This is a genomic window from Flavonifractor sp. An112 (assembly GCF_904377885.1).
Taxonomy (GTDB): domain Bacteria; phylum Bacillota; class Clostridia; order Oscillospirales; family Oscillospiraceae; genus Flavonifractor; species Flavonifractor avicola.
In genome coordinates this window covers 1-18,921 of sequence record NZ_CAJFGT010000051.1, presented here as the reverse complement: position 1 = coordinate 18,921, position 18,921 = coordinate 1, and the positions used below count along the sequence as shown (strand labels likewise).

20 protein-coding genes and 1 pseudogene are annotated in these 18,921 nt (G+C 55.8%); 8 read left to right on the top strand and 13 right to left on the bottom strand.

Annotated elements, in window-relative coordinates:
- Positions 1 to 11: 11 nt before the first annotated feature.
- Both IHN22_RS12890 and IHN22_RS12885 read left to right on the top strand, forming a co-directional pair.
- The gene (locus IHN22_RS12890; RefSeq protein ID WP_365814022.1) at positions 12 to 101 is read left to right on the top strand and encodes a DUF4253 domain-containing protein; all 90 of its coding nucleotides are present in this window, start codon (positions 12 to 14) and stop codon (positions 99 to 101) included.
- Positions 102 to 171: 70 nt separating this feature from the next.
- Positions 172 to 351, top strand: a pseudogene (locus IHN22_RS12885) (DUF4261 domain-containing protein); the annotation flags it as partial.
- A gap of 956 nt (positions 352 to 1,307) precedes the next feature.
- Here the strand turns inward: IHN22_RS12885 and IHN22_RS08795 are convergent.
- The gene (locus tag IHN22_RS08795) at positions 1,308 to 1,910 is read right to left on the bottom strand and encodes a hypothetical protein (RefSeq protein WP_191434821.1); all 603 of its coding nucleotides are present in this window, start codon (positions 1,908 to 1,910) and stop codon (positions 1,308 to 1,310) included.
- A gap of 831 nt (positions 1,911 to 2,741) precedes the next feature.
- Here IHN22_RS08795 and IHN22_RS08790 point away from each other — a divergent pair.
- Positions 2,742 to 3,212, top strand: a complete 471-nt coding sequence (locus tag IHN22_RS08790) for a GNAT family N-acetyltransferase (protein WP_191434820.1) — start codon at positions 2,742 to 2,744, stop codon at positions 3,210 to 3,212.
- 55 nt (positions 3,213 to 3,267) lie between these two features.
- On the opposite strand, the gene IHN22_RS08785 is transcribed toward IHN22_RS08790, so the two are convergent.
- Entirely contained in the window at positions 3,268 to 3,939 is a 672-nt protein-coding gene (locus IHN22_RS08785) for a Crp/Fnr family transcriptional regulator (protein ID WP_087389553.1), read from the bottom strand.
- Positions 3,940 to 4,043: 104 nt separating this feature from the next.
- Here IHN22_RS08785 and hcp point away from each other — a divergent pair, with 104 nt between their 5' ends.
- The gene (gene hcp / locus IHN22_RS08780) at positions 4,044 to 5,681 is read left to right on the top strand and encodes a hydroxylamine reductase (RefSeq protein ID WP_191434818.1); all 1,638 of its coding nucleotides are present in this window, start codon (positions 4,044 to 4,046) and stop codon (positions 5,679 to 5,681) included.
- A gap of 35 nt (positions 5,682 to 5,716) precedes the next feature.
- On the opposite strand, the gene IHN22_RS08775 is transcribed toward hcp, so the two are convergent.
- The 4 genes from IHN22_RS08775 to IHN22_RS08760 all read right to left on the bottom strand — a co-directional run bounded on the left by IHN22_RS08775 (position 5,717) and on the right by IHN22_RS08760 (position 8,075).
- Positions 5,717 to 6,193, bottom strand: coding sequence for a TspO/MBR family protein (locus tag IHN22_RS08775; protein WP_087265653.1), 477 nt, complete (start codon positions 6,191 to 6,193; stop codon positions 5,717 to 5,719).
- 48 nt (positions 6,194 to 6,241) lie between these two features.
- Positions 6,242 to 6,847 (bottom strand): hypothetical protein, encoded by a 606-nt coding sequence (locus tag IHN22_RS08770; RefSeq protein ID WP_191434816.1) that lies wholly within the window; start codon positions 6,845 to 6,847, stop codon positions 6,242 to 6,244.
- On the bottom strand, positions 6,835 to 7,347 hold the full coding sequence (locus IHN22_RS08765) for a flavodoxin family protein (protein ID WP_191434814.1): 513 nt from the start codon (positions 7,345 to 7,347) through the stop codon (positions 6,835 to 6,837). The genes IHN22_RS08770 and IHN22_RS08765 overlap by 13 nt, the downstream gene beginning before the upstream one ends.
- Before the next feature lie 146 nt (positions 7,348 to 7,493).
- The gene (locus tag IHN22_RS08760) at positions 7,494 to 8,075 is read right to left on the bottom strand and encodes an HD domain-containing protein (RefSeq protein ID WP_087389557.1); all 582 of its coding nucleotides are present in this window, start codon (positions 8,073 to 8,075) and stop codon (positions 7,494 to 7,496) included.
- Between the two features lie 791 nt (positions 8,076 to 8,866).
- Here IHN22_RS08760 and IHN22_RS08755 point away from each other — a divergent pair.
- Together IHN22_RS08755 and deoC are read left to right on the top strand one after the other, a co-directional pair.
- Positions 8,867 to 9,994, top strand: a complete 1,128-nt coding sequence (locus IHN22_RS08755; protein ID WP_191434812.1) for a DUF362 domain-containing protein — start codon at positions 8,867 to 8,869, stop codon at positions 9,992 to 9,994.
- A gap of 24 nt (positions 9,995 to 10,018) precedes the next feature.
- Positions 10,019 to 10,684, top strand: coding sequence for a deoxyribose-phosphate aldolase (deoC, locus tag IHN22_RS08750; RefSeq protein WP_087189428.1), 666 nt, complete (start codon positions 10,019 to 10,021; stop codon positions 10,682 to 10,684).
- Between the two features lie 100 nt (positions 10,685 to 10,784).
- On the opposite strand, the gene IHN22_RS08745 is transcribed toward deoC, so the two are convergent.
- Entirely contained in the window at positions 10,785 to 11,330 is a 546-nt protein-coding gene (locus IHN22_RS08745) for a flavodoxin family protein (RefSeq protein WP_191434810.1), read from the bottom strand.
- A 143-nt stretch (positions 11,331 to 11,473) separates the two neighbouring features.
- Between IHN22_RS08745 and IHN22_RS08740 the strand changes: the two genes are divergently transcribed.
- On the top strand, positions 11,474 to 11,824 hold the full coding sequence (locus IHN22_RS08740) for a winged helix-turn-helix transcriptional regulator (RefSeq protein WP_087189430.1): 351 nt from the start codon (positions 11,474 to 11,476) through the stop codon (positions 11,822 to 11,824).
- 80 nt (positions 11,825 to 11,904) lie between these two features.
- On the opposite strand, the gene ptsP is transcribed toward IHN22_RS08740, so the two are convergent.
- From ptsP to IHN22_RS08710, 6 genes are all read right to left on the bottom strand, one after another.
- On the bottom strand, positions 11,905 to 13,617 hold the full coding sequence (gene ptsP / locus IHN22_RS08735; RefSeq protein ID WP_191434809.1) for a phosphoenolpyruvate--protein phosphotransferase: 1,713 nt from the start codon (positions 13,615 to 13,617) through the stop codon (positions 11,905 to 11,907).
- 40 nt (positions 13,618 to 13,657) lie between these two features.
- Positions 13,658 to 13,921 (bottom strand): HPr family phosphocarrier protein, encoded by a 264-nt coding sequence (locus IHN22_RS08730; protein ID WP_087189431.1) that lies wholly within the window; start codon positions 13,919 to 13,921, stop codon positions 13,658 to 13,660.
- Positions 13,922 to 13,976: 55 nt separating this feature from the next.
- Positions 13,977 to 15,896: a PTS fructose transporter subunit IIABC gene (locus tag IHN22_RS08725; RefSeq protein ID WP_191434807.1), complete on the bottom strand. Its 1,920-nt coding sequence runs from the start codon at positions 15,894 to 15,896 to the stop codon at positions 13,977 to 13,979.
- A gap of 21 nt (positions 15,897 to 15,917) precedes the next feature.
- Complete coding sequence (gene pfkB / locus IHN22_RS08720) at positions 15,918 to 16,820, bottom strand: 1-phosphofructokinase (protein WP_087189433.1); 903 nt, start codon at positions 16,818 to 16,820, stop codon at positions 15,918 to 15,920.
- Positions 16,817 to 17,566 carry a DeoR/GlpR family DNA-binding transcription regulator gene (locus IHN22_RS08715; RefSeq protein WP_087189434.1) on the bottom strand — a complete coding sequence of 250 codons (750 nt, stop codon included), beginning with the start codon at positions 17,564 to 17,566 and terminating at the stop codon, positions 16,817 to 16,819. Before IHN22_RS08715 ends, pfkB begins: the two co-directional genes overlap by 4 nt.
- A gap of 263 nt (positions 17,567 to 17,829) precedes the next feature.
- On the bottom strand, positions 17,830 to 18,012 hold the full coding sequence (locus IHN22_RS08710; protein WP_087189435.1) for a hypothetical protein: 183 nt from the start codon (positions 18,010 to 18,012) through the stop codon (positions 17,830 to 17,832).
- Between the two features lie 145 nt (positions 18,013 to 18,157).
- Here IHN22_RS08710 and IHN22_RS08705 point away from each other — a divergent pair, with 145 nt between their 5' ends.
- Complete coding sequence (locus IHN22_RS08705) at positions 18,158 to 18,838, top strand: Crp/Fnr family transcriptional regulator (protein WP_087327737.1); 681 nt, start codon at positions 18,158 to 18,160, stop codon at positions 18,836 to 18,838.
- Positions 18,839 to 18,921 lie beyond the last annotated feature (83 nt).

Below are 18,921 nucleotides of genomic sequence, written 5' to 3'. Positions count from 1 at the left end.
TCTGCCCCGATGTGATCGACCAGGGCCCGGAGGAAGCCACCGTGGGTGCTCTGGCCGATGTGCTGCGGCAGTCCACTGTTTGGTACTTCTGGTGGGATTGAGAAGCGAAGCCGGCCATGCTACGGAAAGATCTTTACCAACACGGCAACAAATAAAAAGGAGCGCAGCAGTATACTCATCGACACGGTGGGTATGAACCCCCTTGTTCCTGCGGGACCTCCAGTATCACTTCCATAGCATGGCCCCCAACTGGGTGGTGAACCACTCCTATAATGCGGCGTCATATATACCGGCGAACGATATCCCATTGAGGATGGGGAAGCCGTAGATGGTGTAGCGGATGATAGAATGCCTATGCTGACAAAGTATATTTGGTGTTTCCAGGAAAAAATAATGTATTAGAACAGCACGTAATGAATGGGGTCTATAGCAATACCCGAAACTGGAAATCATTTCAAAAAAGAAAAAGTGATACATACATCGCTGTTGTGGTAGATATCTCATAGCGGTAATAATAAGCAAGTCAGCTACAATCTATTGGCAGACAGCCTGCCGCTGATCTGGCACTTGCTTTATGGGCCAAGGACCTTGATGCGTTTTTTGATGGAAAGATCACAGATCCTGATCTTCTTATATACGATGAAAAGTAGAAAAGGCGTGGCACACTACGCTGAGTGGGCGTCATCTCTCAGGCTACTGGCACGATGCAGGAGGTTAATTGGGATGGTGATGCTTGCATTGCAGCATCGAGCCTGCAACCCAATTAGTTTGCAAGAGGGCAGGGCATCAAAAGAGTCCCTCAACTTTTTGGCGTATAGGCGTATATAAGAAAAATACCCCCAAAGGTGTAGCCAGAACACTGGAAACCTTTGGGGGATCATGCTTGCGACACTGTGTTGCGCTAAACTACTTCCTACTTCAGATTGAGGCAGTACTCTGTAGGTTGGGCTGCGGTACAATGCTTGGGGTTAGTGGGGGAGGAGAGAGAACAGGTATTGAGCTTTGTGATCTCTGCTGGGAGGGCTTCATTCGCTCATGCCAACTGGTGACAAATCGTCACCAGTAGAGATAGCTATTGATATATTGATATAAAGTGAATTTAAGGACTTAATTTTCCCTTACATACAAAAGAGCGGGGGATATTGTTTTTGATTTGCGCTATTGTGCCGCATATTCTCGGTTCATGCAGTTGTATGCGGCACGAATTGAAACAGTTACTCTGAGAGGCCCTAAAATATGAGTTTGCGATAACGCATATAATACTTATGACTTTACTGTACAGATAATCAACAATCTCATCACAGACTTCACACTGAGAGCGTATCCCAAATTGTCTGACAGACATCTTCTCGCTTTATAAAAGTAAAGCTGATATGTGGATACATGGCCTGATGCCGCAATATCTGTTCGTGTAAGTAGGTTCCAACAAAAGTTTGATTTTTAACCGTACACTGCCACTGGGCTAAATCAGAAATTCGCTCTACATGATCGCTTGGGTCAGTACCAATCACATATACCAGTTGTTTACCGGCAACATGTGCAAGGAGCGCAGCATTTTCGTACGATTTCCTTTTACCTGAACTCGTAAAGTCCTTGTATAGCTCCAGGATATTATCTTTACGGTCTATAATGATATTGCTATTTGATGTGGTATAATCTCCAGCAGGTAAGTATTGCGGGAGAATGATAATACCATGCTCTGCGCACCAACCAACCATGGGGGATTTGCCTTCACGGCTGTCCGCATATAGTGTGGGCAGCCCGGACAAGTTAGCCAGCAGCAGTGCATGCCGCCAGTTAGGATCGCCCTGCCGCCACCCGCCTGCAGTATCAACACGGATATCGTCTGGGGTAATTTGATAAGCGGATACTGGTAACGACCTCCTGACAACTATATATTTTGCGTCCATCCGGCGACGGAGCTCCAGACATATATGATGTCCCACTGATTCCACCAACGATTGTATCCTAGTATGTCTGCCGCGATTGAGCGCATCCAGTGCACACCGGATGGCAGTGGTACCTCTGTGCTTATCCAGTCTCCAGACCAGAGGCCACTTACCGGTCTGCTGATACATATAGGTAGCCCATCCTACACATGGGCCAACCGATATGTCATAGCGGATATAATAAGCCGCATCATCCTGCATAACTGCAAGAATTTTTACTCGATAGATACCATCCATTGGGATCTTAGGTGGGTACATTGACTTGCCTCCCAAACATATAGATTTAAGTTACTGACTGATTATAGGCAAGACAACTCAAATCTATCGGCAGACAATTTCTTTATGATTCACTCTTGAAGATCCACCCCAAAGATGTTAAGATTTTTTAAAAGAAACGAATTCCCCTTGGGTACCTTGTACTTGTCCCCCCGCAAACAAGCACATTGTCCCTAAATAATGACTCACAAAAGAGTCCGAGGAAATTCGTTTCCCTGGGCTCTTTTTTTATTTATTTTCTGTTTTTAGCCCGGGTTTGGCTTGATTTAGAACTAATTTAGAATTTTTTGAGAAAGAGATTGGGCGAGCAGCTTGTGGTCAAAATGGTTGGACAAACGACTGTTTTGGAAGGGATGACCACAATTGCATCAGAGAAACGAAGCGCCGGGCACGCAAGTGCCCGGCGCTTTTCCGTGCTGATGAAGTTCTCCTGTACCCGCCTGCCCTTGACGCAGACAGGAAAAGCCCCTATAATGAAGGCGTTCCAACAGGCAAAGTGCAGATAGGAGGGCTGTCATGCCGGAAGAGATCAAGATCCTGAACCTGGCCGATGTGCCGGAGTATATGGAGGAGGTTTCCCAATGGCTGTGGCTGGAGTGGGCCAAGGCCGACGGGTATTCTCTGGAGGAGATCGTTTATCGCACAAAATATGCTTCCCAGCGGGACACGGTGCCCCAGATGCTGGTGGCAGTCATGGGAGACAAGCCGGTGGGTGTGGTGTCCCTGTGGCTCAATGACGCCAAGACCAGACAGGATCTGTCGCCCTGGATGGCAACTCTGTATGTGAAGGATGAGTACCGCAATCTCCACATCGGACAGCGGCTCCAGGCGGCCAGCATTGAGGCTGTTAGAGCGCTCAAGCGTTACCCCTGCCTTTATCTTATTACCAAGTTGGAGAACTACTACGAGAAGATCGGCTGGAAGTTCGTGGACCGTATCCCGGTGGGTGAAGGTGCCACGGAAAAGGTATACCGTTACGATCTCTGAAACTAAAAACCATATGAAACGGGCCTGCCGCATTTGCGGCAGGCCCGTTGTTGTTTCAGAGATGAGACAAATCGGAGGTGAGGGTAAAGCGGTTTCTCTCCACCACCAGCAGCCCGTCCCGCTGCATTTTGCTCAACTCGTTGGACAGAGCGCTGCGCTCCACGTTCAGATAGTCGGCCAGCTGCTGACGGTTGAAGGGAACGGTGAAACTGGGGCTGCCGCTCCGGCGGGCCTGGTAGGACAGATAGGAGAGCAGACGCCCCCGGATGGTTTTGGAAGCGGTGTGGAAGATCTTCCGAGACAAATTCAGATTTTTCTGGGCGGACAAAAGGAGCAGGTTTCGAATCAGCTTGCTGTGGTGGGCGCAGGTATGGGGGCATACTTGTAACACTCGTTCAACATTGAGGAAGAGTACCTGGCTCTCCTCTGCTGCCACTACATCCACCATCAGAGGTTCTCCCGGTACACAGGCATAGGTTTCGGCAAAAATCTGTCCAGGGCCAATTTTGTCCAATACAGTGGTGTTGCCCCACAGGTCGTCGGTCTGGATCAGTATGCTGCCAGAGAGTACCATGCCCAGATCAGTGACATAATCTCCGCTATGGTAGATCTGCTCCCCCTTGGCATATCCTCGCTCCATTGCGCCGAGGCAGTTCAGCATGGCCTCCGCCTCCTGGGGAGATGTTCCCCGGAACAGGGCGGTGTTGGCCAGCAAGGTTCCCTTCATATTTCCCTCCTGAGTGTTGTTTTAACAACAGACTTGTTGTTGATATTATACTATACTAAGCCCACAACGGCAAGCGGGCCGTGCAAAACCAGGAGGGCTTATCAATGGAACACAATATGTTTTGCTATCAGTGCCAGGAGACCGCCGGCTGCACCGGCTGCACCCGGGTGGGTGTTTGCGGCAAGACCGCCGATGTGGCGGCTATGCAGGATCTGCTGGTCTATGTGACAAAGGGTTTGTCCGCGGTAACCACCGCCCTGCGGGCGCAGGGCCTGCCGGTGGAGCGGTCGGTCAATCACCTCATCACCCTGAATTTGTTTACCACCATCACCAATGCTAATTTTGATAAAGAGGCCATTGAGGCCCGCATCCGTGCCACCCTTGAGGCCAAGACGGATTTGCTGGCCCGGGTAAAGGAACGGGAGAGCCTGCCTGAGGCCGCCCTGTGGGACGGCTCCGGGGATTGGACGGTCAAGGCTGCCCAGGTGGGAGTACTGTCTACTGAAAATGAGGACATTCGCTCTCTGCGGGAGCTCATTACCTACGGCCTCAAAGGCCTGTCCGCCTACTCCAAACACGCCAATGCGCTGATGCAGGACGATGACGAGGTGGACGCCTTCCTTCAGCGGGCTCTGGCGGCTACCCTGGATGACGGCCTCACCGCCGACGACCTGGTGGCCCTGACTCTGGAGACCGGCAAATACGGCGTTCAGGGCATGGCTCTGCTGGACCAGGCCAACACTGGGGCCTACGGCAATCCGGAGATTACCAGGGTCAATATCGGCGTGGGGAAGAACCCCGGTATCCTGGTGTCCGGCCACGATCTGAAAGACCTGGAGCAGTTGCTGGAGCAGACCCAGGGCACCGGCGTGGATGTGTATACCCATTCGGAGATGCTGCCTGCCCATTACTACCCCGCCTTCAAGAAGTATTCCAACTTTGTGGGCAACTACGGCAATGCCTGGTGGAAGCAGAAGGAGGAGTTTGAGTCCTTCCATGGCCCCATCCTTATGACCACCAACTGCATCGTGCCGCCCAAGGAGAGCTACAAGGACCGGCTGTATACCACCGGAGCCGCCGGATTCCCCGGCTGCAAGCACATCACCGGCGGTGTAGGGGAGAAGAAGGACTTCTCCGCCCTCATTGAGCACGCAAAGAAATGCGCTCCCCCTGAGGAGATCGAGACTGGCGAGATCGTGGGCGGCTTTGCCCATGCTCAGGTGCTGGCTCTGGCCGACCAGGTAGTGGAGGCTGTTAAGAGCGGCGCCATCAAGAAGTTTGTGGTGATGGCGGGCTGTGACGGCCGGGTCAAGAGCCGAAACTACTACACCGAGTTTGCCAAGGCCCTGCCTCGGGACACGGTGATCCTCACCGCCGGCTGCGCCAAGTACAAGTACAACAAGCTGGACCTGGGGAACATCGGCGGCATCCCCCGGGTGCTGGACGCGGGCCAGTGCAACGACTCTTACTCTCTGGCGGTCATTGCTCTGAAGCTGAAGGAGGTCTTTGGGCTGGACGACATCAACGACCTGCCCATCGTGTACAACATCGCCTGGTATGAGCAGAAGGCGGTCATTGTGCTGTTGGCGTTGCTGTACCTGGGGGTGAAAAACATCCACCTGGGGCCCACGCTGCCCGCCTTCCTCAGCTCCAATGTGGCCAAGGTGCTGGTGGACAACTTTGGTATCGCCAGCATCGGTACCGTGGAAGAGGATATGAAGCTGTTTTTTGGCAAGAACTGAATAGAAAATCCGGCAGGCTATGCCTGCCGGATTTTTTATCGATTGAGATACCAAACACCCAAGTTGAGGTAGGCGGCAAAACTCACCCACAGCAGGTAGGGGAGCAGCAGCCAGGCGGCAATGGGGTCAATCTTGCGGAAGGTGAGGAACATCCAAAGGATCAGCGCCCATAGCACCACCAGCCAAATGAGGGCAAAGCCGAAGGCCTGGAGATTGAAGAACAGGATACTCCAGAAAAAATTGAAGGCCAGCTGTACGACATAGAGCGCCAGTCCCCGGGTTCGGAGGTCCGACGGCGGCGAGAGCCAGATCCGGGCGGCGGCGATGGCCATCAGGGCAAAGAGAATGCCCCAGACAATGGGAAAGACGATGGCAGGCGGGGACAGGGGCGGCTGTATAATGGACTGACTGTAGGCCTGAGCTCCGTCCCGGGTGAGCCAGCCAGAGAGAAAGCCTATTCCCTCCGTGATGAGGATAAACAGGGCATAGATTTTCCAGGGAACTTGTTTCATATCGTATCACCTGGAGTCAGTATATACAGGGCCGCGCCCCATTATACCTTACGGGCCTTCGATGTCCATGGTGGCCATCTGGGTCTGGGAGTTCCCGAATTGCGCGCCCCGGCTCAGCCAGTACCGGTTGGCGGCCCGCAGGAACAATCCCTTTGTCAGCGGCATGGTGATGGAAAGCTGAACAGAGCGGCCTTTTTGAATGGATCGGGCCAGCTTTTGGATCTTTCGACGGGCCATCCCCATAAACGGAGTGGTTGGGAAGGCCTCGCCGCAGCCCATCCGCAGAACACTTCCCAGCTTATGCCCGCCCCGTTTACAGAAGAGCCGGATCATGTCTATCGCCACATCGTTCTGATGGGGCTCCCGAAAGCCGCAGTTAATGATCACATGGACGGTAAGGGGGGCGGTAGGTTGCTCCAGCATGGCCTTCAAAAATTCCATCAGACCGGAAGGTAGGCCATCGGTATAGAGGGGAAAAACCAGCAGCAGGTCGGAGCATTCCCTCAACTGTTCCAGGCAGGCGGCGTGCTGCCGCTGGAGTACGCTGTACTGCTCATATGCGCCGGACCAGGCGGACAAAAAGGCCTGAATGTATTGCTTGGAGTTGGATTTAGGGGCCCGGGGGCTGCCGTTGATAATCATCAGTTTGCCCATGCCTGTACCACCTTTCCGGCCAGCTCTTCCGCCTGGGCCTGGGAATCTGCAAAGTGAATGGTGTAGTGCTCTGCAAGCGTGTTCAGAGCATTGCGGGCCAACCAGCGATCGAACACGGCCTGCTCCTCCTTATCCTGAGCTCCGTAGGCCACTACCGTCAGTTCTTTTGGCTTCACGGCACGCTGGACGTGGTGACTTTCTCCGTGGTGAAGGCGGATAAAGGCCTGTTGATTGGGGAGGGAACGCTCCATCAGCCGCTTCATGGGCAGATCATAGCAGCCCAGAAACAGATGACTGACCACCAGCAGTCGGTCACAGCGGGCAATATCCGGGTAGATGGACGGGGCGTCATCCCGAATGACGCAGCGTCCTGGCGTCTTGATCCAGCAGCCGAAGCAGCCCACGCAGGGGGCAATCGTCTGCTCCGCCACGTTGACCAGCCGCAAATCACTACCTGCGGGCAGAAGAGAGAGGGGGCAGTCTGTCAATATTAGGTCCATGGGTATGCTACGCTCCTTTTTTCTGTGGGTATACAACAGCTAACAGTATATCATAGATGAGACGGAAAACCTAGTAAAATAATATGAATAAAGAAAAAAGAAGGACCTGCTGTCGGGAGGGGCAGCAGGTCCTTAGATCAGTGAGCTCAAAGGTCGGCGCACTGGGCCTCAATGGAGGCCTCACAGTCCTTCATGGCCTGAAGGGTGCGCTCCAGCAGGTCGTTCAGTTCCCAGCCCAGCAGTTGGGCGCCCTGGGCGATGGTTTCCCGGGAGCAGCCGGCGGCAAAGCGTTTGTCCTTGTACTTCTTTTTCAGACTGGATAACTCCATATCCTGCACGCTCTTGGAGGGACGCATGAGGGCGGCAGCCCCGATCAGGCCGGTGAGCTCGTCGACAGCAAAGAGAACCTTCTCCATCTGGTGCTCCGGCTCTGCGTTGCCCTCGGTCATACCCCAGCCGTGGCTGACCACCGCGTGGATGAGGGCGGGGTCCAGGCCCTGCTCCTCCATGATCTCCCGGACCTTGACGCAGTGCTCGTCGGGATACTGCTCAAAGTCCAGATCGTGGAGGAGTCCTGCTGTGGCCCAGAAGTCAGCTTCCGTCTCATAGCCCAGCTGACGGGCAAACCAGCCCATGACAGCCTCTACGGTAAAGGCGTGACGGAGATGGAAGGGTTCCTTATTGTATGTTTTCAGCAGGTCCAGGGCCTGCGTGCGGGTCAATTCCATGATAACGGCCTCCTTTTGTGCTTTGTCACATTATAGCACAGAAGAACGCCCGATGCAAAGCAATGTGCAGACCTATGGCTGCACCGGCGGAGGAAGAAAGGTTTGCCCGCCGATACCCTCCAGAGGAAAGAGGGGCGCGTGGTAACGGGCAGCAAAGCGCTCCAGCTGGTCCATGGAGTCAATCTGGCGGTATTGAGCGCTGATGCGGTCCTGTACATGAGCGGGCAGGTGGTCAAAGTATTCCTGCGCTCTGGAATCGTGGCGAAACAGGACATAAAGATCCCTGTAATATGCTCTCATCATATCACCCCGAAGTTAGGATGTGCGGTATGAAGCTGCTCTATAGGTGGAAAAATGAAGGAGTTGCTGCAAGAATAGGTTCGTCGATTTGGCCAGGGAAAAAGATGAATGAAAAATAGGTGCTGATATTTGCGGCAAACCTGGAAAAAACGACACTCTAAAAAGGCAATCAAAATAGAATGATAGTTTACATAATTAAATGCATGAGAGGCGGAAATATGAGGGCCAGAATGGAGATGTCTGATTTGTGGATGAATTTGTCCACATATCCACAGAGATTTCCACAATGGGGAAAAGAAGAAAAAGGAAACTGCCTGGTTTTCGGTAACATAATGCAAAAATAAGGCGCAGATGAAAGAACACAGAGGGCACCTTTCAAAGTGGGGCGGCTAAAAGGGTGTGCACAAGAAAAGCACTTGCGGTTCCTGGAAAACCGGTATAAAATAAGTTGAATAAACATTACAGTGTAAACCGGGAGGAATGTTACACCTATGGAACAGGCAAAGGTATACTACTCTGACCTGCGCTGTCAGCCTGGGAAAAACCTGCTGAATAAGTTGGAGAAGCTGATCCGCACCGCCGGGATCGGCGAGATCGATTTTGACCATAAACTGGTAGCCATCAAGATGCACTTCGGAGAGCCGGGCAATCTGGCCTTTCTGCGGCCCAACTACGCGAAAGTAGTTGCGGATGTGGTAAAGAGTCTGGGCGGCGTGCCCTTCCTGACCGACTGCAACACCCTGTATCCTGGTCGTCGGAAGAATGCCCTGGAGCATCTGGAGGCCGCCTTTGAGAATGGCTTTTCTCCGCTGTCTACCGGCTGTCAGGTTATTATCGGCGACGGCCTGCGTGGTAACGATGACGTGGAGGTGCCTGTGGAGGGCGCGGAGCACATCACCACGGCCAAGATCGGCAAGGCCATTATGGAGGCTGACGTGATCATTTCTCTGTCCCACTTCAAGGGTCATGAGCAGACCGGCTTTGGCGGTGCCATTAAGAACCTGGGCATGGGCTGCGGTTCCCGCCGGGGCAAGATGGAGCAGCACGCTCAGGGTAAGCCGGTGGTCAATCAGAAGCACTGCGTAGGCTGCCGGAAGTGTTCCGCCCAGTGTGCCCATGATGCCATCTCCTACGGGGAGGACCGGAAGGCTTCCATTGATCAGAATAAGTGTGTGGGCTGCGGTCGCTGCATCGCAGTGTGCAACGCCGACGCCATCCACGCGGGCTACGACGCCGCCATGGAGGAGCTGAGCTGCCGTATGGCGGAATATGCTAAGGCAGTGGTGGACGGCCGTCCGCAGTTCCATATCAGTCTGGTCATCGATGTGTCCCCCTACTGTGACTGCCACAGCGAGAATGATCTGCCCATCCTGCCTGACGTGGGGATGTTTGCTTCCTTCGATGCCGTGGCGCTGGATCAGGCCTGTGCCGACGCCTGCCTGCGTCAGACTCCCATCCCCGGATCCGCACTGGATGAACAGATGCACCGGTCCGGCTTCTGCGACCACCACGACCACTTTATCAACAGTATGCCGGAAACTGACTGGAAGGTTTGTCTGGCGCACTGTGAAAAGATCGGTGTGGGTACCCGTGCCTATGAGCTGATCGAGGTAAAATAACGCCCAAAGAAAGGAAGATTTGACATGGACGTAAAGGAGATTCTGGCCCACTGTGACCACACGCTGCTCAAGCAGGAGTCTACCTGGGGGCAGATCAAGGCCGTGTGTGACGATGGCCTGAAGTACGAGTGTGCCTCCGTCTGCATCCCCGCCTCTTTTGTCAAGCAGGCAGCTGACTATGTGGGAAATGATTTGAAGATCTGCACCGTCATTGGTTTCCCCAACGGCTACTCCACCACCGCTGTTAAGGTCTTTGAGACTGAGGACGCTATTCGCAATGGCGCTGATGAGATTGATATGGTCATCAATATCGGCTGGGTCAAGGACCAGCGGTGGGATGACCTGCTGGAGGAGATCAAGTCTATCAAGGCCTCCTGCCAGGGGCGTATCCTGAAGGTCATCGTGGAGACCTGCCTGCTCACCCAAGAGGAGAAGGTAAAGATGTGCCAGATCGTCACCGAGGCGGGGGCCGACTATATCAAGACCTCCACCGGCTTTTCTACCGGCGGCGCTACCCGGGAGGATGTGGCCCTCTTCAAGGCCAACGTGGGTCCTCAGGTGCGTATCAAGGCCGCTGGCGGCATCCGCACCCTTCAGGATGCTGAGGACTTCATCAACCTGGGCGCCGACCGCCTGGGTACTTCCGCCATCGTCAAGCTGGTAAAGGGCCAGACCCCTCAGGGCTACTGAGCTGGTCCAATCGTTCAGAACACAAAAAGGCTTCCCTGCACGACAGCGCAGGGAAGCCTTTTTAAGCTTATTCAGAAAATCAGGAAATCTGTGACACAGGTCAAATCCGATCCGCCAGGGAGACCGCCTGCCGGCAGCCGTCGGTCTTGTTTACGTCGCCTGGGTTCAGTACGCCAGGCACCAGTACTTCACCCACCATGGTCCACTGATTCAGCGCGGCGGTGCGCTCCATTGGGATGCGAACCCCATCCAGGACAGACAGTTCCTTCTCCTCACAGCAGGCGATCAGGGCGCACTCCTTTCCGGCGATGTTTTTGCCTCCGATCACCAGGGAATAGAGCCGGTCGATAACGCCTTTGATCTGGGCGGGGATGGAGTACCAATATACCGGCATGGTAAAGACAATGGCATCAGCTGCCAGAATGGCGGGGGCGATGGTGTTGAAATCATCGTCAAAGCTACAGGCCTTGCCTGTCCGAAAGCAGGTCTCGCAGGCCCGGCAGCCACCGATGTTCATCATGGCAGCGTCAAATCGGGTGACGGTGTGGCCTTTTTCCTCCGCGGCTTTGATGAAGCTCTCAGTCAAAGCGAAGCTGTTCCCGTTTTTGCGGGGACTGCCTGTAATTACAACCACATTCTTGCCCATAATGTTCCTCCTCATATATGCGGGATTGACTTTCCCGGAACTGGATACTACAATCATAGCAAGAACAGGCGAAAGAACAAGTACGCACATAAAAGTGCGATACTTGCATTGAGGTTCAATACTAACCTGAAGGAGAGCGTTCCATGAGAGAACCGGAAACATACAAGAGTTGTATTTCTGCCGCCCGGCTGGCCGATACGGGTTTCAGCTATACTCTGTCGCTGATCAGCGGAAAATATAAGATGACCATTCTCTATACGCTCATGTGCTTCGGGGTGGTCCGGTTTAATGAGATGAAAAAATATATTGTTGGGATCTCCTATAAAACCCTCAGCTCCACCCTGAAGGAGCTGGAGGCAGACCAGCTGATCCATCGGGAGGAGTACCCCCAGATTCCGCCCAAGGTGGAGTACAGCCTTACGGAGCGGGGGCGGTCACTGATTCCAATTTTGGACCAGATGTGTGACTGGGGTGAACAAAACCGGCTTCCTTAAGTGTTGGATCATGACGGAGCGGCCCCCGGCTTTTGCCGGGGGCCGCTCTGTTTGATGAGGAAGAAGGAAAAAGGATAGGTTTAGTCTTTGACTGCGGACTGGAGATAACCCTCCACGCCGGAGGCGGTGGACAGGCTCATGGCCTCTTGGGTTACCTGGGCCGCCTGGGCAGCGTGCCAGTGATGGATCTGGGCACGGGTGGCCAGTACAGCAGAGGAACTGACGGAAAACTCATCCAGTCCCCAGGTCATGAGCAGGGGGATGAGCCGGGGATCGGCGGCAGCCTCGCCGCACATACCCACCGGAATACCAGCCTCTTTTGCCGCGGTAATCACGCTGCGGATGGAACGGAGGACAGCGGGATGGAAGGTGGTGTACAGATTTTCTACCTGAGCATTGCCCCGATCCACCGCCATGGTGTACTGGGTCAGGTCATTGGTACCGATGGAGAAGAAGTCGCACTCCGGTGCCAACAGGTCGGCGATAAGGGCGGCGGCGGGAGTCTCCACCATGATACCCAGGGGGATGTCCTTGTGGTAGGGCAGACCCTCAGCTTCCAGCTCGGCCTTGCAGGTCTCCAGCAGAGCCCGGGCGCCGCGGATCTCCTCCAGAGAGGTGACCAGGGGCAGCATAATCTTGATGTTCTTTTCCTCGGCGCCTGCCCGCAGCAGGGCCCGAAGCTGGACCTTGTACAGGTCAGGGTTATCCAGGCAGTAGCGGATGGCCCGGTGGCCCAGGAAGGGGTTGTCCTCGTGTGCCATCCCCAGGTACTCTACCGCCTTGTCGCCGCCTACATCCAGGGTGCGGATGATAACCTCTTTGCCCGCCATGATGCGGGAGACAGCCAAATAGGCCTCATACTGTTCAGTTTCAGTAGGCACGCTGTTCCGGTCCATGAACAGGAACTCGGTGCGGAACAGGCCGATGCCCTCGGCGCCAGCTTCCGCGGCTGCGCCAGCCTCCGCGGGGGAGCCGATGTTGGAGTACAGGGCGTAACGGTTGCCCTCGGCATCCGCGGTCTCCCGGTCCCGGTAGACAGCCAGCAGGGCCTTTCTGCGGAGGAGCTCCTCCTGCTTGGCCAAATACTCGGCCAGAGTGCGCTGGTCCGGGTTGACCATGGCGGTCCCTTCGCTGCCGTCCACGATAACGCTGTCGCCGTCCTTCAGCTGCTCCATGACCCGGGGCACGCTGAGTACGGCGGGCAGCTCCAGGGCCCGGGCCAGGATGGCGGAGTGGCTGGTCCGACCGCCCACCTCGGTGAGGATGGCTGCAACGTGCTCTTTGTCCAGGCCCACCGTCATGGAGGGCGTCAGATCATGGGCTACCAGCACACTGCCTGCGGGCAGATGGCTCACATCCACGCCGGTGACCCCCAGCAGTATGGCCAGCATCCGGCTGCGGATGTCCCGCACATCGGTGGCGCGCTGGCGCATGAGCTCGTCATCCACTCCGGCGAACATCTCGGCGTACATGGTGCACACCTGATCCACCGCTGCCTCGGCGCACTGGCCGGCATCAATGACCTCCTCCATCTGGCTCTGCATAAAGGGGTCGCTCAGCATCATGATCTGGCCGGTGAGGATCTCGGATTCCTTTTCTCCCACCTGTGCCCGGATGTGCTCCGCCATGGCGGTGGTCTTCTCGTTAAACTGGGTGATAGCTGCCTGGAGCCGATCTTTCTCTACCTCTTTGCCGCCGTATTTCACGGCGGAGTAGTCCAGACTCTGCTCCCGGACGCAGACGGCCTTACCGATGCCGATCCCGTCCGAAGCGGCGATGCCCCGTAAGATCATAGCGGTCTCCTCCTGTTTGTCGGTTCGGGGGTCCGGGCGATCACTCGCCCAGACCGGATTCCACCAGTTCCACAGCGGCCTTCAGAGCGTCGGCCTCCTGCTCGCCGCAGCACTGGATCTCGATCTCGCTGCCCTGCTTGATGCAGGCGGCCATCAGATGCATGATGCTCTTGGCGTTGATGTTCTTGCCGTTGAAAACGATGGTGACGTCGCTCTTGTACTTGGCCATGGTATTGACAAAGAGCTGAGCGGGACGCATATGCATACCCTGGGGATTGACGATCTTAGTCTTAGCGGTAACCATAGTAATACTTCCTTTCTGTATTCAGTCAAATGGGATGGATGAGGTGATAATTTGGTTAAGCCTTTTTCTTTTTGAGCAGGCCCAGCAGAATCATGCCTACCAGAGAGCCCACCACAAGGGCGACCACATAGCCCAGGATATTGGTCATGACGGGGAAGACAAAGATACCGCCATGAGGTGCGGGGAGGGCGCAGCCAAAGGCCATGGACAGAGCGCCGGCCACACCGGAGCCCACAATGCAGGCGGGCAGGACACGGAGAGGATCGCTGGCGGCGAAGGGAATGGCACCCTCGGTGATGAAGCATAGGCCCATGATGTAGTTGACCACGCCGGACTTGCGCTCATCCTCGGTGAAGCGGTTGCGGAAGAAGGTGGTGGCCAGAGCAATGGCGATGGGGGGCACCATGCCGCCGATCATGACGGCAGCCATGATATCAGAACCCTGTCCGGCGGCCATGGTGGCCAGGGTGGAGGTGCCAAACACATAAGCGGCCTTATTGAAGGGACCGCCCATATCCACGGCCATCATACCGGCCAGTACGATACCGAGCACGATCTTGCTGCCCTCGCCCATGGCCTCCAGACCGGAGTACAGGGCGGTGTTGATGGCGCCCACAATGGGATTGATGAGGCACATAAACAGGCCAATGATGAGAAGTCCCACCACGGGGTAGATCAGGATGGGCTTGAGGCCCTCCAATGCCCGGGGCAGCTTGTCGCAGACCTTCCGCATACCCAGCATCAGGTAGCCGCCGGCAAAACCGGCAATGAGAGCGCCCAGGAAGCCTGCGGAGACGGAAGTGCCGGAGGGGGAGGCGAAGGTAGCGCCGGACACGGCCAGTGCGCCGCCTACAAAGCCGACCATCAGGCCGGGCCGGTCGGCAATGGACATGGCGATGTAGCCGGCCAGAATGGGCAGCATGAAGTTGAAGGCCACGCCGCCGATGTTTTTGAACCATGCGGCAATGGGGGTGTTGGTGCCGAAGTTGGCGTAGTCAATGGAGGCGTCGTCCAGCAGGAAGGCAAGAGCAATGAGGATGCCGCCGCCGATAACAAAAGGCAGCATATGGCTGACGCCGTTCATCAGCTGCTTGTACAGCTTACGGCCGAGGCTTTCATTGGAGGGCTCCTGAACCACCTGGCCGGCGTGATGATAGATGGGGGCGTTGGGTGCCTGACGGATCAGCTCCTCCGGCTTGTGGATGCCATCGGAGACGGGCACCCGCAGGACGGGCTTGCCGTTAAAGCGGGCCAGATCAACCTCTTTGTCGGCGGCAATGATGATGCCGTCACAGGTGTCGATCTCTGCCTGGGTCAGAATGTTTTTGGCGCCGCCGGAGCCCTGGGTTTCCACCTTGACGGAGATGCCGATCTCTTTGCCCTTTTTCTCCAGAGCCTCGGCAGCCATATAGGTGTGGGCAATGCCGGTGGGGCAGGCGGTGACTGCCAGGATGCGGGGACCGGCTGAGGGGCTTTCAACAACGGAGGCGGGGGTTTCTGCAGGGACCTCTTCAGGGAATTTGGCAGCCTCGTATTTATCGATGACTTCCATGAAGGTTTTGGGGTCAGAGGCAGCGCGCAGCTCGCTGACAAAGTTGAAATCCATCAGCAGCACCATCAGGTGGGAGAGGATCTCCAAATGCAGATCCCCGTCCATGGGAGCGGCAATCATGAAGAAGAGGTCGGAGGGCTGGCCGTCCATGGCTCCGTAATCTACGCCGTCTTTCAGAATGCAGGCGGCCAGACTGGGGGATTTGACGCAGGCGCTTTTGGCGTGGGGCACGGCAATGCCCATCTCAATGGCGGTGCTGGTCTGGGACTCACGAGCCAGAATGGCCTGCTTATAGGTCTCCCGATCGGTGAGACAGCCACTTTTGCTTTGCAGGTCCACCAGCAGATCGATGGCGCCTTCCTTATCGGCGGCAGACGCTCCCAGTGCGATTTTTTCCGGGCTCAGCAGATCGATGATGCGCATGGTAGTGAGCTCCTTTCTGATTTAGAAGGTATGGATCAGTGCCATGATTTGTTCTTTGGTGGCCAGTCCGTCGGCAAAGGCAGTGGCGGAACCGGCAGCAGCGCCCAGACGCTGGGCATAGGCGTAGTCGCCAGTTTCCAGCCAGCCGGCCAGGAAGCCAGCTACCATGGAGTCACCGGCCCCCACCGAGTTGCGGACTTTACCCTTAGGTACGCCCAGACGGTGGCAGTTTCCCCGCTCGTCCACCAGCAGGGAGCCGTCTCCTGCCATGGAGACCAGTACGTTGCGGGCACCCTTGGCCTGCAGCTGAGCGGCGCAGTGCCGGATCTCGGTATCGGTGACAGGAGTCTTCCCGAAAATCTCACCCAGCTCGAGATTGTTGGGTTTGATGAGGAAGGGGTGATAGGGGAGTGCGCTGCACAGCAGATCCCGGGTACTGTCCACCACAAACTGAATCCCCCGGTCTTCCAGCCGGGCCAGAATCTGCTCGTACACGTCGTGAGACAGGGCGGCAGGCACGGAGCCGGAGATCACCAGGATGTCCCCGGCCTCCAGTCGGTCCAGCTTATCTTGCAGAGACCGCAGAGCCACCGGCCCGATGGTAGGACCCTGGCCGTTGATCTCGGTCTCGTCGCCTCCCTTGACCTTGACATTGATGCGGGTCAGCCCATCGGGAAGCCAGATGAAGTCGGTGCGGATGCCCTGGCTCCGGAGACCCTCCTCCAGGGCCCGGCCGGTGAAGCCGGCCAGGAAACCAAGTGCTACGTTTTCCACACCCAAGGCGGACAAAACAGTGGACACGTTGATGCCCTTGCCGCCATACTGGATCTCCTCGCTCTGAGTGCGGTTGATCTGGCCCGGACGCAGAGCGTCCATCCAAACCACATAGTCCAGAGCGGGATTAAAGGTTACTGTATAGATCATGCGGATACCTCCTTGATCACCGTGTGTTCCAGATAGCTGGGGTCGGGCAGATGCTCGGTAATGATAGTGGCCTTTTCCAGAGGAAGTACAGTTACAGTGGATACCAACTCAAATTTGCTGCTGTCGGCCAGTACAAAGGTGAGGTAGGACTGCTCGGCGGCTTTGGTCTTGATGGCGGCCTCCTCCGGGTCGGGGGTGGTGAAACCTTGACGGATGGTAATGCCGTTAATGCCCAGGAAGGCCTTGGTGAAGTTATACTTACCAAGCTCCTCCAACGCGCCGGTGCCCACCACAGCCCAGGTGCCCGGCTTAAGATAGCCGCCCAACACATAGCCGCGCAGCCCCAGTTCCATCAGCCGTTGGGCGCAGGCAATACCGTTGGTGACAAAGGTGGCGCGGGAGCCCTTTAAATACTCCAGCATCCGTACCGTGGTGGTACCTGCGTCCAGGTAGACCACGTCGTCATTGTTGATAAGCTCGGCGGCATAATGGGCGATGAGATCTTTTTCATCCCGGTGGAGCAGGGACTTGGTGGTTACGTCCGGTTCTTCCCCCTGAAAGGTGCTGCTGGTCAGAACCGCCCCGCCGTGTACCTTGTTTAGTCTGCCCTGGCGGGCCAGAATGGTGAGATCCCGCCGGATGGTGGCCTCTGATGCGCCGGTGAGCTCGCACAGACGCGTTACGCTGGCAGCCCTGCTGTTGGTCAGTTCCTGTAGGATGGTTTCAAAACGCTGCTCTGCCAACATTGAGAATCCCTCCTCTATGCTCTAGTTTGATTGAAAATGACTGTTCTATCTTGTGACTTCAATATAGCACTGATAACAATCATAGTCAATCATAATCAATCAAGTTTACGCACAAAAAATCAGACTGCTTTTTAGACAGTCTGACGAATTGATCGGGGCGTCCTCTGGTAAAATCCAGCTAAAAAAGAAAACTCAAGATAGGAAGCAAGCAAAAACGATCAAAAAAAGTGCGCCGGTGGAGAAAACACACCGGCGCATGGATATTACTGGAGCAGACCCATAATCATGGTAACGATTCCGGCTACCAGGAGCACAGCTCCACCCACTTTTGTAGTGATGCTGGAGCGCATCCGCCGAAAAACGGTTTGCAGTTTTTCAAAGGGGATCAGAAGGAAAATCAGGCCCAGGATGATGAACAGTGCGCCCAGGGAGAAATAGACCATCATGGTTTCACCCACCGTTTCTTATGGAGTAGTTCCATCTTACCAGTTCTGGCCTGGTATTGCAAGAGTTCCTTGTATTTCGAAGGGACATCTGATAGGATAACAGAGAAATCAGGCGAGGAGCCGAGAGCTTCAATGGAGGGCATCCATGCGGGAATATGGGGGAGCGCTGCGCCGGACGGCGCTGTTTCGCGGAATGGAAGAGGAGGAGCTGTTTGCTCTGCTGGATTGTATGGGCGGCGGTGTGCGGCGGTATCCGCGGGGGACTGCGGTGCTTCGAGCGGGAGATCCAGCTACCCATTTGGGCGTAGTGCTGGCCGGTCAGGTGCAGGTGAGCCGCATCCGACCTGACGGGCAGCGAATCGTGATGGGGGAGATGGGGCCAGGACGGCTGTTTGCCGAGTCCTATGCCTGTGCCGGGGCGGAGAGTTTACCGGTCACCGTTACCGCCACAGCCGATACGGCGGTGCTGCTGCTGGATTGCAGGCGGCTATCTACCCCCTGTGCCTCGGCCTGCGGAGCCCACGGAAAACTGATCCACAACCTGCTGTGGGTGCTGGCGGAGAAAAATCTGTTTCTCACGGGGAAACTGGATCACCTCTCAGGACGAACTATTCGGGAGCGGCTGCTCTCCTACCTGGAGGAGGAGGCAGCCCGCACCGGTCGGACCACGGTGGTGGTGCCCTTTGACCGCCAGGCGCTGGCGGACTACCTCTGTGTGGATCGAAGCGCACTATCCCGCACCATCGGCCAGCTGCAAAAGGAAGGAGTGCTGGAGGCCGACCGCCGGCGGTTCCGTCTGAAGGGGCTGCCAGAGTCTCAGAAATAAGAAAGCGGGCCTGTTGCAAAATGCGCAGCTCGTACAAAGACCCGTCATTCCGAGAAAAACGGCCGCCCGGTGGGCGGCCGTTT

Excerpts from the sequence above, each read along its gene's own strand:
- IHN22_RS08745 (WP_191434810.1), bottom strand. The coding sequence starts at position 11,330 with ATGGGCAAGAATGTGGTTGTAATTACAGGCAGTCCCCGCAAAAACGGG.
- IHN22_RS08775 (WP_087265653.1), bottom strand. The coding sequence starts at position 6,193 with ATGAAACAAGTTCCCTGGAAAATCTATGCCCTGTTTATCCTCATCACG.
- deoC (WP_087189428.1), top strand. The coding sequence starts at position 10,019 with ATGGACGTAAAGGAGATTCTGGCCCACTGTGACCACACGCTGCTCAAG.
- IHN22_RS08715 (WP_087189434.1), bottom strand. The coding sequence starts at position 17,566 with ATGTTGGCAGAGCAGCGTTTTGAAACCATCCTACAGGAACTGACCAAC.
- IHN22_RS08770 (WP_191434816.1), bottom strand. The coding sequence starts at position 6,847 with ATGGGCAAACTGATGATTATCAACGGCAGCCCCCGGGCCCCTAAATCC.
- IHN22_RS08710 (WP_087189435.1), bottom strand. The coding sequence starts at position 18,012 with ATGATGGTCTATTTCTCCCTGGGCGCACTGTTCATCATCCTGGGCCTG.
- IHN22_RS08790 (WP_191434820.1), top strand. The coding sequence starts at position 2,742 with ATGCCGGAAGAGATCAAGATCCTGAACCTGGCCGATGTGCCGGAGTAT.
- IHN22_RS08755 (WP_191434812.1), top strand. The coding sequence starts at position 8,867 with ATGGAACAGGCAAAGGTATACTACTCTGACCTGCGCTGTCAGCCTGGG.
- IHN22_RS08760 (WP_087389557.1), bottom strand. The coding sequence starts at position 8,075 with ATGGAATTGACCCGCACGCAGGCCCTGGACCTGCTGAAAACATACAAT.
- pfkB (WP_087189433.1), bottom strand. The coding sequence starts at position 16,820 with ATGATCTATACAGTAACCTTTAATCCCGCTCTGGACTATGTGGTTTGG.
- IHN22_RS08705 (WP_087327737.1), top strand. The coding sequence starts at position 18,158 with ATGCGGGAATATGGGGGAGCGCTGCGCCGGACGGCGCTGTTTCGCGGA.
- IHN22_RS08795 (WP_191434821.1), bottom strand. The coding sequence starts at position 1,910 with ATGGACGCAAAATATATAGTTGTCAGGAGGTCGTTACCAGTATCCGCT.
- IHN22_RS08785 (WP_087389553.1), bottom strand. The coding sequence starts at position 3,939 with ATGAAGGGAACCTTGCTGGCCAACACCGCCCTGTTCCGGGGAACATCT.
- IHN22_RS08740 (WP_087189430.1), top strand. The coding sequence starts at position 11,474 with ATGAGAGAACCGGAAACATACAAGAGTTGTATTTCTGCCGCCCGGCTG.
- IHN22_RS08730 (WP_087189431.1), bottom strand. The coding sequence starts at position 13,921 with ATGGTTACCGCTAAGACTAAGATCGTCAATCCCCAGGGTATGCATATG.
- IHN22_RS08725 (WP_191434807.1), bottom strand. The coding sequence starts at position 15,896 with ATGCGCATCATCGATCTGCTGAGCCCGGAAAAAATCGCACTGGGAGCG.
- IHN22_RS08765 (WP_191434814.1), bottom strand. The coding sequence starts at position 7,347 with ATGGACCTAATATTGACAGACTGCCCCCTCTCTCTTCTGCCCGCAGGT.
- hcp (WP_191434818.1), top strand. The coding sequence starts at position 4,044 with ATGGAACACAATATGTTTTGCTATCAGTGCCAGGAGACCGCCGGCTGC.
- ptsP (WP_191434809.1), bottom strand. The coding sequence starts at position 13,617 with ATGATCTTACGGGGCATCGCCGCTTCGGACGGGATCGGCATCGGTAAG.